The organism is Pseudarthrobacter oxydans, assembly GCF_030812335.1.
In the GTDB taxonomy this organism is placed as follows: Bacteria; Actinomycetota; Actinomycetes; order Actinomycetales; family Micrococcaceae; genus Arthrobacter; species Arthrobacter oxydans_B.
Map to the genome: position 1 here is coordinate 168,201 of NZ_JAUSSN010000008.1, position 12,634 is coordinate 180,834.

A 12,634-nucleotide genomic window follows, 5' to 3' on the forward strand; every position below is an offset into this window, starting at 1 on the left:
CCTGCGCCTGTCCCGTTGCCCAAATATGGACAATTGTTGAGTCCCGACGCGAACGGCGTCCTGGTCCTGGAGGAGTTCACGATCGACCCGGCAGCCGCCCGCAAGGAGCAGAACGGTTTCCGGACGGCACTGGCCTCCGTGGCGCTGACCATGCGGCGTCTGCTCGCGCTCCGGCTGTTCATCGCGTTCGTGGCGATCGGAAACCTTCCCCTGTTCCTGCTCTCCAGCGGCTGGGAGATCTACGTCGTCTCGCTGACCCTGGTGGTGGCGGTCCACGCTGCCGTGTCATGGCTGAACCGCCACGAGCCCAAGATCCGCCAGCGGCGGATGCTGGAACTGCACCTTAACCGCGAAAAAAGCGACAACTACCGAAAAGTCCGCGACGCCGTGAAGTACGTCATCGACGCCCCGGGCCGGATGAACGAGAACCTCTACCTCGAACTGCTCGCCGCAAAGCGGGTGGCGCTGCACCTCGCCATGGGGACCGTGGCCCTGCTGGACACCAGCGACGACACCGCGTGGAAAGTGCGGATCGTCCGCGAGATTCCCCAGGCCGCCTGAGTGAAGGCCGCCTGAGTTCAGGCCGCCTGAGTCTGGCCGGTTGACGCCCCGGCAGCCACAGCCCGGGAAGAACGAACCAAAGAAGACAGCACGACGCCGGAGGGTCCCCCTGGGGGAACGCTCCGGCGTCGTGGGTTAAGCGTTGCTGTCAGCTGGCCAGGAACCGGCCGAGCTCAGCTCAGGCGGGAAGCTGCAGCACCTGTCCCGGGAACACCACATCAGGATCGCTGATGGTGGCCGCGTTGGCATCGGCCAGCAACTGCCAGCCACCGGCGATGTTGAGCTTGTCGGCGACCTTGCTCAAGGTGTCCCCGCTCTGGATCGTGTAGCTCTCGCCGCTCAGGGGGACTTCGGCCACGTGGCGCGCTGCCGGGGCGGCTGCCTTGGGTGCGGCGGCCTTGGGTGCCGCAGCCTTCGGTGCCACGGCCTTGGCAGGCGCCTTGGCTGCCGGAGCAGGAACGGCAGCGGGCGCCTGCGTCACGGGCACGCTCTGCGGAGCGACTGCCCCGCCGGTCAGGCCCAGCTTCGCGGCGCAGGACGGCCAGGCTCCCCAGCCCTGGCCGGCCTGTACGCGTTCGGCGACGGCGATCTGCTGCTCACGGCTGGCGTTGGCCGCAGACCCGGTGCCGCCATAGGCCGCCCAGGTGCTGGGGCTGAACTGCAGCCCGCCCGAGTAGCCGTTACCGGTGTTGATGCCCCAGTTGCCGCTGCTTTCGCACTGGGCCAGGGAATCCCAGACGGAACTGGCGGTGGCGGTGGGGACAGCTGCGTTCGCAGCCGAGGCGGACAGTGCAACGCCGGCGATCGAAACGGCGGCGAGAGTGGCGCCGCGGCGCGCGACAGTGCTGTACGTGGATTTCTTCATGGGGGTGATGCTCCTGAGGGCCACCGGTGCTCGGTCCGTCCCCGGACGTTATCGCACTACTGCCCGCCCCTGACAATAGAGGTCGTTGCGGTGTCTACCGGTCGGGCAGTATCTGGTGGTGGCAGCACCGGGCATTCATGCCCGGCGTCCGGGCATGCCCACTAGGCTAATTCAGACTCCCGCCGTTATCAAGCCGTTATTCCGCCGAGCACTGCGGCCAGGTACGGCGCCGTCCGGCTCTTTTTGGACCGGGCGACGACGGCGGGCGTCCCCACCGCGATGATCTTGCCGCCGGCGTCGCCACCGGCCGGGCCAAGGTCGATCACCCAGTCGGCGGCGGCGACCACGTCCATCTCGTGCTCCACCACGATCACGGTGTTGCCGGCGTCGACCAGCCGGTGCAGCTGCGCCATCAGGAGTTCGACGTCGGCCGGGTGCAGCCCCGTGGTGGGCTCGTCCAGCAGGTAGAGCGAGTGCCCGCGCTGGGCGCGCTGCAGCTCGGTGGCGAGCTTGATGCGCTGGGCTTCGCCGCCGGAGAGCTCGGTGGCGGGCTGGCCGAGCCGGAGGTAGCCCAGCCCCACCTCGCGCAGGGTCTGCAGGCTCCGCGCGGCGGCGGGAACAGCGTCCAGGAACTCCGCTGCGGCATTGACCGTCATGCCCAGGACCTCTGCCACGTTCTTGCCGCGGTAGGTGACCTCGAGGGTCTCCGGGTTGTAGCGGGAGCCGTGGCATTCCGGGCAGGGGCCGTAGCTGCCGGGCAGGAACAGCAGTTCGACGGCTACGAAGCCCTCGCCTTGGCAGGTCTCGCAGCGGCCGCCGGCGACGTTGAAGGAGAAGCGGCCGGCGCCGAAACCGCGGGCCCGGGCCTCGTCGGTGGCCGCGAACTCCTTGCGGACCGCGTCAAAGAGACCCGTGTACGTGGCGAGGTTCGAACGCGGGGTGCGGCCGATCGGCTTCTGGTCCACCTTGACCAGGCGGTCCAGCTGGTCCAGTCCGGAGACCGGGCCGACGCTGAGCGGGCCGGCGGACTCGGCGTCCGCGGACTCCAGGTCCTCGGTGGCCTTCGCGGTGGCGTCCGCCTCCGGATGCAGCCGGGCGCCGACGACCTCGGCGAGGACCTGGCTGACCAGGGTCGACTTGCCGGAGCCGGAGACGCCGGTGACCGCGGTCAGGACCCCGAGCGGGAAGTCGGCGTCGAGGGCGCGCAGGTTGTGGCGGGTGATGTCGCGCAGCTCCAGCCAGCCGGCAGCGTCCCGGCGGTCAGGTTCCCGGCGCACGCCAGCGGGGGAACCGCCGTCGTCCGCTGTACCTGACCCGTCCGCTTTCCCGGTGCCCGTCGACGCACCGGACCCGTTGGGGAACAGGAACGGCCGGGTCACGGACGACTCCACCTCGGCGAGCCCGGCGACGGGCCCGCTGTAGAGCACTTCGCCGCCGCCCTCGCCGGCGCGCGGGCCGACGTCGACCAGCCAGTCCGCGCGGCGGACGATGTCCATGTTGTGCTCCACCACGAACACCGAGTTGCCGGAGGACTTGAGCTGGTCCAGGACCGCGAGCAGGGGCTCGGCGTCGGCCGGGTGCAAGCCGGCGGAGGGCTCGTCGAGCACGTAGATCACGCCGAAGAGGCCGGAGCGCAGCTGGGTGGCGATCCGCAGCCGCTGCATCTCGCCGGGGGAGAGCGTCGGGGTGGACCGGCCCAGCGCGAGGTAACCCAGGCCGAGGTCCAGCAGCACCGTGACGCGTTGGAGCAGGTCCCGGGTGATGGCGACCGCCACCTCATTGGACTCACCGGAGCTCTGCTTGCGCGAGGCGGTGCCGGCCTCCGTGAGCTCGGCGGTGGGGCGGATGATCCCGGCCAGCTCGCTCATGGGCACGGCGTTGAGTTCGGCGATGGTGCGGCCGGCGAACGTCACGGCCAGGGCGGCCGGGGTCAGGCCGGAGCCCCCGCAGACCGGGCAGGGGCCGGTTTCCATAAAGCGCAGCACCCGGTCGCGCATCGTGGTGCTCTTGGAATCGGCGAGGGTGTGCAGCACGTAGCTCTTGGCGCTCCAGAAGCGGCCCTTGTAGGGTTTCGCGACCCGGTCGCGCTGGGGCGTCACCTCCACGACGGGCTGTTCCTCGGTGAAGAGGATCCAGTCGCGGTCCTTCCGGGGCAGCTTCCGCCAGGGGGTGTCGACGTCGTAGCCCAGATGCGTGAGGATGTCGCGCAGGTTCTTGCCCTGCCAGGCGCCGGGCCAGGCGGCGATCGCGCCGTCGCGGACGCTCAGTGAGGTGTCCGGAACCAGCGAGGACTCGGTGACGGTGTGGGCGATGCCGAGGCCGTGGCACTCCGGGCACGCGCCGGCGGCGGTGTTGGGGGAGAACGCGTCCGAATCGAGCTGGCCGGCGCCGTCCGGGTAGCTGCCGGCGCGGGAGAAGAGCATCCGCAGCGAGTTGGAAAGTGTGGTGACCGTGCCGACCGTGGACCGCGAACTCGGCGTGCCGCGGCGCTGTTGGAGGGCGACGGCGGGCGGCAGCCCCGAGATCATTTCCACCTTGGGGTTGTGGCCCTGCTGGATCAGCCGGCGGGCGTAGGGCGCCACGGACTCGAAGTAGCGGCGCTGGGCCTCGGCATAGATGGTCCCGAAGGCCAGCGAGGACTTGCCGGAGCCGGAAACCCCGGTGAACGCGACGATCGCGTCGCGGGGCACGTCCACGTCCACGTTCCGCAGGTTGTTCTCCCGGGCACCGCGCACCCGGACAAAGCCGTCCGTGGGACGGTCGGCGCCCAGCCCCTCAAGGGCCGGAACGGAAAGATGGGAAGCATGCTGATCACTGTGCATCCAATCGACTCTATCGGTCTCTGCTGCCCGCGGGCATATCCTTACCGAATGGAAACTAACGACGGCGTCGCTGCCACCGGGGACGCTGCAGCGGACAGCCCGGTACCTCCCGCCCCCGAGAGTCCCGCCTTCGCCGAGGTTCCCGAGGAGGTTCACGGTCCGTTGCCGGTCGCTGAGCTGCATTTGCATATCGAGGGAACCCTCGAGCCCGGGCTGATCTTCGACCTGGCGGAACGCAACGGCATCCAGCTGCCGTACGCGGACCTGGACGAGTTGCGTTCGCGCTATGAATTCACGGACCTGCAGTCGTTCCTGGACCTCTACTACGCCAATATGGCGGTGCTGCGGACCAAACAGGACTTCGCGGACATGACCCGGGCGTACCTGGCCCGGGCTGCGCTCGCCGGAGTCCGGCATGCCGAGATCATGCTGGATCCGCAGGCGCACCTGTCCCGCGGGGTGGCCCTGGAGACCTGCGTGAACGGTGTGGCGTCCGTGCTGGCCGTGTCGGAGGAGGAGTTCGGGATCTCCACCCTGCTCATCGCCGCGTTCCTGCGCGACCTGACCGAGGACGCCGCCCTGGAGGTGCTGGAGAAGCTGCTCGCCATGAACGCACCGATCGCGGGCATCGGCCTGGATTCCGCCGAGGTGGGGAACCCGCCGGCCAAATTCGAACGGCTCTTCGCCCGGGCCAAGGACGCCGGGCTGCGCCGGACCGCGCACGCCGGCGAGGAGGGCCCGCCGTCGTACATCATCGATGCGCTGGACCTCCTGGACGTCGAACGGATCGACCACGGGATACGCTGCATGGAGGACCCGGACCTGGTGGAACGGCTGGTGCAGGAGCTCACGCCGCTGACCGTGTGCCCGCTGTCCAACGTCCGGCTCCGCGCGGTGGACACCCTGGCGGACCACCCGCTGCCGGCCATGCTCGCCGCGGGGCTGAACGTGAGCGTGAATTCGGATGACCCGGCGTATTTCGGCGGGTACGTGGACGACAACTTCGCGCAGCTGAAATCCGTGATCGGGCTGTCCGAGTTCGACTGCGTGCGGATGGCGGCCAACTCGATCCGTTCCTCCTTCGCGAGCGAGGAACGCAAGTCCGAGCTGCTGGCCGAACTGGCCGCCTCCGGGCACTAACCCTCCCGTTGCCCTATCACTCCTGGTTGCTAAAACCGGCGGATAGGGCCCAAAACTGATAGGGCAATTGGGCGTGACGGCGGTCCGCCGCCGTCTGCTGCGCGGCCCGCTGCGCCCGTCGGCCCGGATCACCCCCGGCGGAGGATGCACCGGGCGCCGGTGCCCGGCAGAGTGCTGCTTATGACGACGACCGGACAACGCCGGAGCGGCTGGCTGCGCCAGCTGATGCCAGGGCTCGACGTCGCCGCGACGTACCAGAAGAGCTGGTTCGGCAAGGACATCGTCGCAGGCATCGTCCTGGCGACACTGCTGGTTCCGCAGGGCATGGCTTACGCGGAACTGGCCGGGCTGCCCCCGATCACCGGGCTGTACACCACCGTCCTGTGCCTGCTCGCCTATGCGGTCTTCGGCCCGTCCCGCATCCTCGTGCTCGGGCCGGACTCCTCGCTCGGCCCGATGATCGCCGCGACGGTCCTGCCGCTCGTCGCGTCCGACGGCGACCCGCAGAAGGCGGTCGTCCTCGCGTCGATGCTCGCGCTGATGGTCGGCGTCATCATGATCCTCGCGTCCGTCGCCAAGCTCGGCTTCATCGCGGACCTCATCTCCAAGCCGACCATGATCGGCTACATGAACGGCCTCGCGATCACCATTCTGGTCGGCCAGCTCCCGAAGCTCTTCGGGTTCTCGGTGAGCGGCGAGGGTTTCATCGGGGACCTCGTCGGCTTCATCCAGGGCCTGGCCGCGGGCGAGGCGGTGGTGGCCGCGGCCGCCGTCGGAATCAGCGGGATCGTGCTGATCCTGGCGCTGCAACGGTGGCTGCCCAAGGTCCCGTCAGTGCTGGTCATGGTGGTGCTCGCGATCGGCGCGACTACGCTCTTCGGCCTCGCCGACCGGGGCGTCTCACTGGTCGGGGAGCTCCCGCAGGGCTTCCCGCCGTTCACCATCCCCACCCTGGACTTCTCGGACTTTGCCCTGATGTTCGCCGGCGCCCTGGGGATCGCGCTGGTGTCGCTGACCGACACGATCTCGACAGCCTCGGCGTTCGCCGCGCGCTCCGGTGAGGAAATCCGCGGCAACCAGGAAATGATCGGCATCGGGGCAGCGAACCTCGCAGCGGGCCTGTTCCAGGGCTTCCCGGTCAGCACCAGCGGCTCCCGGACCGCGGTCGCGGAACGTGCCGGCTCGAAGACCCAGCTCACCGGCGTAACCGGTGCCGTGCTAATCCTCCTCATGCTGGTGCTGCTGCCGGGGCTGTTCCGGAACCTGCCCCAGCCGGCGCTGGCGGCGATCGTGATCACGGCATCAATATCCCTGGCCGACATCCCGGGCACCATTCGGCTCTGGCACCAGCGCAAGACCGAGTTCAATCTCTCGCTCGCGGCCTTCCTCGGGGTGACCCTGCTGGGGGTCCTGCCCGGCATCGGCATCGCCGTGGGCCTGTCCATCCTCAACATCTTCCGCCGGGCCTGGTGGCCCTACGAGACGGTGATCGGGCGGGTGCCGGGAGTCGAGGGATTCCACGATGTGCATTTCCACCCGGACGCGCAGCACCTGCCCGGCCTGGTGATCTACCGCTTCGACGCCCCGTTGTTCTTCGCCAACGTCAGGCCGTTCCGCGAGAACATCCGGCGGCTGGCACGCACCGAACCCAAGCCGCGCTGGATCGTCATCGCGGCCGAACCCATCACCGACGTCGACACGACCGCCTCGGACGTGCTGCTCGAGCTGGATCAGGAGCTGAACGCGCAGGGAACGTCCCTCGTGTTCGCGGAGCTGAAGCACGGGGTCCGGGTGAAGATCGAGCGCTATGAACTGACCCGCCAAATCGACCCGCGCCACTTCTACCGCACCGTCGATGCCGCCGTGGCCGCCTACATGGCCGAGACCGGGGCCGAATGGAGCACCGGGGACTGACGGCCAAACAACGCGGGGTCACTCCCGGCCCATCCCAGGGTCCGGGACGGGCCGGAAGTGGCCCCGTGTTGGTTGGTGTCGGCGAGCCTACTTTGAGGTGCCGGCCCGGGCGAACATGCGCCGCAGGAGGGTGGCGGTGAGCCACGTGACGGCGCTGCAGACCGCGACGCCCCAGGCGATGTCGGTCAGCGCCACGACGGCGGGGAAGTCCTTGAGGACGGCGAGCGCGGTCAGGGCCCAGGTCGCGTAGGTGAAGAAGCCGAACAGGGCGGCTCCCGTCACCCGCTGCCGCAGGGTGGCGTCCGGGTCGTTGGGCCGGATGCCGTAGTGCACGATCCCCACGACGTAGATCAGGTAGAAGGCGACGGCGCCGGCGAGGTTGACGCTCGGCGCCAGCAGGTCGCCGATCTGGCTTTCGTACTGGTTGTTCGCCACGGTGCGGATCCAGACGACGTCGACGACGGCGAAGATCACGGCGGCGACCGCGTAGGACAGCAGCCACTTTTTGACGTGAGTGCTCATGCTTGGCTCCTTTGGTCCGCGTAAAGGTTGTCGACGATATGGCGGGCGCGTTGGGTGAACGCGCCGCGCTTGAGCTTCATGGTGGGGGTCACGAAGCCGTTGGCCTCACTGAGATCGGCGAGCAGCAGCACAAAACGCCGCACCTGCTCGGAGCCTGCGATCTTCGCGTTGGCGGCGCTGACCGCCTTGCCGATCGCGGTGAGGAGCCGCGCGTCGTCGACCTGGACGGCGCCGCCGTCGTCCGGGATCCGCACCCCGGCCAGATCGGCGATGCCCTCGCGTTCCGCCCAGGCCGCGACGGATTCCGGGTCCAGCAGCACGAGCCCGCCAAGGTAGGGCTTTCCCTCTCCCACCATCACGGCGTGTGCCACGAGGGGGTCGCCCTCCACGTAGCCTTCCCAGATGGCGGGAGAGACGGTCTTGCCGCCGGCGGTGACGATGACGTCCTTGATCCGGCCCTTGAGGGTGAGCCGGCCCAGCTCATCGAGCTCCCCGAGGTCGCCGGTGCGGAAGAACCCGTCCGTGAACGCGTCCGTGTTGTCGGCCGGCCTGCGGTAGCCGGCGAACACGCCGACGCCGCGGGCGAGCACCTCGCCGCGGTCCGAGAGGCGCACGGTTGTTCCCGGCATCGGGACGCCCACCGACCCGGCCTTGATCGACCCGGGCATGTTCCCAGTCAGCGGGGCGGTTGTTTCGGTGAGGCCGTAGCCCTCGATGACCGGCAGGCCCAGGCCGCGGAAGAAAAGGGACAGTTCGGCGTCCAGCGCTGCGGCACCGGAGAGCAGGTAATCGAGGCGCCCGCCCACGAGCTTCCGGAGCCGGGCGTAGAAGAGGCGGTCGAACAGTGCATGCCGGACCCGCAGGCCGAGCGGTGCCCGGGCGGCCGGGTCGGCGTCGCGGGCTTCGGCGAACCGGCCCCACGCGACGGCGGTGCGCTGCGCTGACGCCCACACCGGCCCGAGGTGTTTTTTCCTCGCGGCGGCCTCGGCGGAGGCCTGGATCTTCTGCAGCACGCGGGGGACCACCACGAGGAAGGTGGGCTTGAGGGCACCGAGGGCGGGCACCACATCCCGGGGGTCAGACAGGTGAGCGATGCGCATGCCGTTGGCCAGACAGGTCAGCTGCAGTCCGCGGGCCAGCACATGGGCCATCGGCAGGAAGATGATGGTGTTGCCGCCCTCGCGGACCACCTCCGTGTAGGCGGCGGCCACGTTCAGCACCTGCCCGACGAAGTTGCCGTGGGTGATCAGCGCGCCCTTGGGCGCGGCGGTCGTGCCGGAGGTGTAGACGATGGTCGCCACCGAGCCGAGATCTGCCAGCAGGCGCCGTTCCTCGACCGCGCTGTCGGAAATTCCGGCGCCGCGGAGCACGAGGTCGTCCAGGTCCGCTCCGGGGCGGGCGTCCATCGTCCAGATCCCCAGGCACGGCGTCCCGGCCTGCTCGAAGCCCTGTTCCAGGAGGAGGGCATGCTCAGCGGTGCCGGCGATCGCGAGGCGCACGGCGGCGTCGGAGAGGATCGCGGTCACCTGGGGAGCGGCCGACGTCTCGTAGATCGGGACGACGACGGCGCCGGCGAACCACGCTGCCATGTCCGCCAGCGCCCACTCATACCGGGTGGGGGACATGATGGCGAGTGATTCGCCGGGCTGGAGGCCGACCGCGATGAAGCCCTTGGCCAGGGCGCGCACCTCGTCAACGAACTGCCGGGTGGTCACCTGGCGCCAGGGATCCGTGATCGCCGCGTCCGGTTCCCGTACCTCGAAGGCGACGTGGTCGGGGGAGGCCCGGAACCGCTGCATGAGCAGCTCGGTCGCGTTCCGGTGACCGGTTGCCTCAACCAGCAGCTGGGTCGTGAACTCTCTCATCGGGTGTCCTTCTCCGAAAGTGTGTGCAGGTGGTCCTGCATCAGGTGCTGGGCGACGTCGAGGAAATCGGCGACGACGGCCTGGTGGTCGGCTGGCAGGGCTTTGATGTGCTCGTTCGTGGCGGTCATAAGGGGTCGCATCAGGTTCATGATTCCAAGGTTGGCTGCCGGGGTGACGCTCACCTGGACCTGGCGGCGGTCCTCGGTGTTCCGGTGGCGTGCCATGTAACCGCGGGCCTCCATCCGGCTCACGATCGCGGTGGCGGTGGCCGGCGTGGCACCCAGGTCCTCGGCGAGTTTGCCCACCGTGACCGGTCCCGACTGGGCGAGCGCCGACAGGGCGCGGTAATCGGTGAGGTTCAGCCCGAGTCTCCGGGCGACTTCACGCTCGGTCTCGTTGGCGAGTGAGAACAGTCCCTGCAGGGCCAAGGCGGCCGGGTGATAAGACGACGCGGTCATAGTGCCTCCTTAGGTTCCGACGTTCGGTGCGATTCAATCTTGTTCGATGAACTATTATTCAATCTTATTTGATCATCTAATAGCATTGCTAAAACTGCTGATGCCCGGCGGTACTTCGTGGGTCGTGCCGGGCGCGGCCGGCACTGTGTGAAAGGAACTTCCTGATGAAGGAATCAGACCGTAAGGCGCTCATCGCCCTCCCCGTGGTGGTGCTGATCGGGGCGCTTGTCGCCGTGGCCGGCAGCCAGGGCGGCGCCACCCTGGGCGGGATCCCCGTCTTCGCGATGGCGGTCGGGGCCGCGTTCCTCATCCAGTGGCTGGCGTTCATCCCGTCCTTTATGGCCCAGACCGAGAAGTTCTACGACCTGACCGGCACCCTGACCTACACCGCCATCACCCTTCTGCTCATCGTGCTCACGCCGGGGGTTGACGCCCGCGCCCTGCTGCTGGCGGCCATGGTGCTCGCCTGGACACTGCGGCTGGGCACGTTCCTGTTCCGCCGCATCAGCAAGGCCGGCAAGGATGACCGCTTTGACGAGATCAAGCCCTCGTTCATCCGGTTCCTCAACGCGTGGACCATCCAGGGGCTCTGGGTCGTCTTCACCGCGGCTGCAGCGTGGGTGGCGATTACCTCGGCGACCCGGGTGGCGCTGGACTGGTTCGCGCTGGTCGGCTTCCTGGTGTGGGCCGTCGGTTTCGGCATCGAGATTGTGGCCGACAACCAGAAGGGCCGCTTCAACGCCGACCCCGCCAACAAGGGAAAATTCATCTCCACCGGGCTGTGGTCCAGGTCCCGCCACCCGAACTACTTCGGCGAGATCGTGCTCTGGATCGGTGTCGCGATCATCGCCGTCCCCGCGCTGCAGGGCTGGCAGTGGGTCGCCCTGGTCTCCCCGGTATTCGTCACCCTGCTGCTCACGAAGGTCAGCGGCGTGCCGCTCCTGGAGAAGAAGTCCGACAAGAAGTGGGGCGGCCGGGAAGATTACGAGGCCTACAAGAAGAACACTCCCGTCCTGATCCCCAAGGTCTAGCAGCAGCCCCAGGATCAACGCAACGCGGGGTCAGCTAGGGCCTATTCCGGGCCTCGGGACGGGCCGCAGATGACCCGCGTTGTTCTTGCTACCCGCGAGTACCCGGCCCGCGTTGTTTTTGTTACTCGCGGGTACCCCTGTCCGGGGCCCCTCGCGCCCGCCGCCATGGGGTGTAATAGTGGGTCACGACACACAGAGTTAACCGATCCGACTCGCGGAAACTCGATGATCCTTGGCAAAATGCAGATGGATCAATTGCTTCTAAAGGAGACCCATGGGCGAGAACACTGCCGAAAACACCACCCGTCGACTGAAGGCCGTATTGGATGTACTGGCAGAGGGGGTGTGGACGGGCGAGCAGCTCAACGCCGGAGCGGTGCTGGGCGAGGCAATCGCACGCGTTCCGCTCAACGACTTCGAGCGTGAACTGCTCAGCGGCGGAATTCCCCGCGGCCACAAGACCCTGACCACCGCCACCGCGAAGCTGGTCAAGGCCGGCTGGCTCGTCAAGGGCCGTGCAGGCTGGACCATCACCGAGGACGGCCAGCGCGCCACCGTCGCGTTCGCTGACCCTGACGCGTTCGCCGCAGCGCTCGACGCCGGAACTCCCGTTCCCGCCGACACCCCGCTGCCGTCGGCGCCTCCCGCCGGAACGCCGGTTCGGAAGGCCGCCGCTCCGACGACGGCTCCGAAGGCTGCCGCTCCCAAGGCTGCTCCGAAGGCCACCAAGGTGGCCGAAAAGGTCGCCGGCAAGGCTGCCAAGCTGGTCGAAGAAGCCGTTGCCCCGGTCGCCAAGGCAGTCCGCAAGCGCAAGACTGCCGACAAGCCCGCCGAGGCACCCGCGACGGCCCCGGCTGCTGCGGCACCTGCCGCCGCCGGTTCTGCGGCTCCCGCGGCATCTCCCGCGGCCGCGGCACTCGCCACGAGTGTGGAGACCATCGAGCAGCCGGAAGCCGTCGCCGTCGCGGGTGACTTCAACATCCTGTTGGGCGCCCCCGCCAACTGGGCTCCGCAGTACGACGAATCCCAGATGGAACTGGATCTTGTCGATCAGCTCTGGAAGCTCGCGGCGGATCTCCCGGCCGGCACGTACACCTTCAAGATCGCACTCAACCGCTCCTGGGACGAGAACTTCGGTGCCTTCGGTGCCTTCGACGGCGCCAACCACGAGGTGCACCACTCCGGTGGCCAGCTGGTCATCCACTACGATCACAGGACCCGCGACATCATCCTGCCGTAGCCAGCGACACGCATTTCTGCTGCCGCTGCGCTAAGAACCCTTCGACGCCTGAATACGGGCGTCGGAGGGTTTTTTGCGCAGCGCCGGCCGCTGAACGCGTCGTCAGCCTTCGCTGCGGGCCGTCGTCGGGCGTCCGGACCTGCAGCTCGCGTCGTCGTCGGGCGCCCGGGTCCGCGGCCGGGTTAGGACCCTGCGACGTCAACCGCCGACCGGCCT

Annotated in this window: 10 protein-coding genes; 5 read left to right on the forward strand and 5 right to left on the reverse strand. The window is 68.6% G+C overall.

Annotated features, from left to right (window positions below; all coding sequences use genetic code 11):
* Positions 1 to 33 precede the first annotated feature (33 nt).
* The gene (locus tag J2W14_RS14565) at positions 34 to 561 is read left to right on the forward strand and encodes a hypothetical protein (RefSeq protein ID WP_307463783.1); all 528 of its coding nucleotides are present in this window, start codon (positions 34 to 36) and stop codon (positions 559 to 561) included.
* Between the two features lie 178 nt (positions 562 to 739).
* On the opposite strand, the gene J2W14_RS14570 is transcribed toward J2W14_RS14565, so the two are convergent.
* Positions 740 to 1,426, reverse strand: coding sequence for a transglycosylase family protein (locus tag J2W14_RS14570; RefSeq protein ID WP_307463785.1), 687 nt, complete (start codon positions 1,424 to 1,426; stop codon positions 740 to 742).
* A gap of 188 nt (positions 1,427 to 1,614) precedes the next feature.
* Entirely contained in the window at positions 1,615 to 4,248 is a 2,634-nt protein-coding gene (locus J2W14_RS14575; RefSeq protein WP_307463787.1) for an excinuclease ABC subunit UvrA, read from the reverse strand.
* Between the two features lie 48 nt (positions 4,249 to 4,296).
* Between J2W14_RS14575 and J2W14_RS14580 the strand changes: the two genes are divergently transcribed.
* Together J2W14_RS14580 and J2W14_RS14585 are read left to right on the forward strand one after the other, a co-directional pair.
* Positions 4,297 to 5,388: an adenosine deaminase gene (locus J2W14_RS14580; RefSeq protein WP_307463788.1), complete on the forward strand. Its 1,092-nt coding sequence runs from the start codon at positions 4,297 to 4,299 to the stop codon at positions 5,386 to 5,388.
* Positions 5,389 to 5,568: 180 nt separating this feature from the next.
* Entirely contained in the window at positions 5,569 to 7,302 is a 1,734-nt protein-coding gene (locus J2W14_RS14585; protein WP_307463790.1) for a SulP family inorganic anion transporter, read from the forward strand.
* An 87-nt stretch (positions 7,303 to 7,389) separates the two neighbouring features.
* Here J2W14_RS14585 and J2W14_RS14590 read toward each other — a convergent pair whose 3' ends face one another.
* The 3 genes from J2W14_RS14590 to J2W14_RS14600 are packed head-to-tail and all read right to left on the reverse strand — an operon-like array spanning position 7,390 to position 10,147.
* Positions 7,390 to 7,824 (reverse strand): DUF2177 family protein, encoded by a 435-nt coding sequence (locus J2W14_RS14590; RefSeq protein ID WP_307463793.1) that lies wholly within the window; start codon positions 7,822 to 7,824, stop codon positions 7,390 to 7,392.
* Positions 7,821 to 9,689 (reverse strand): AMP-dependent synthetase/ligase, encoded by a 1,869-nt coding sequence (locus J2W14_RS14595; protein WP_307463795.1) that lies wholly within the window; start codon positions 9,687 to 9,689, stop codon positions 7,821 to 7,823. Before J2W14_RS14595 ends, J2W14_RS14590 begins: the two co-directional genes overlap by 4 nt.
* Positions 9,686 to 10,147, reverse strand: coding sequence for a MarR family winged helix-turn-helix transcriptional regulator (locus J2W14_RS14600; RefSeq protein WP_307463797.1), 462 nt, complete (start codon positions 10,145 to 10,147; stop codon positions 9,686 to 9,688). The genes J2W14_RS14595 and J2W14_RS14600 overlap by 4 nt, the downstream gene beginning before the upstream one ends.
* A 164-nt stretch (positions 10,148 to 10,311) precedes the next feature.
* On the opposite strand from J2W14_RS14600, the gene J2W14_RS14605 reads away from it, so the two are divergent.
* Both J2W14_RS14605 and J2W14_RS14610 read left to right on the forward strand, forming a co-directional pair.
* Positions 10,312 to 11,178, forward strand: a complete 867-nt coding sequence (locus J2W14_RS14605; RefSeq protein WP_307463799.1) for a DUF1295 domain-containing protein — start codon at positions 10,312 to 10,314, stop codon at positions 11,176 to 11,178.
* 274 nt (positions 11,179 to 11,452) lie between these two features.
* Entirely contained in the window at positions 11,453 to 12,418 is a 966-nt protein-coding gene (locus tag J2W14_RS14610) for a pullulanase X25 domain-containing protein (RefSeq protein WP_307463801.1), read from the forward strand.
* Positions 12,419 to 12,634 lie beyond the last annotated feature (216 nt).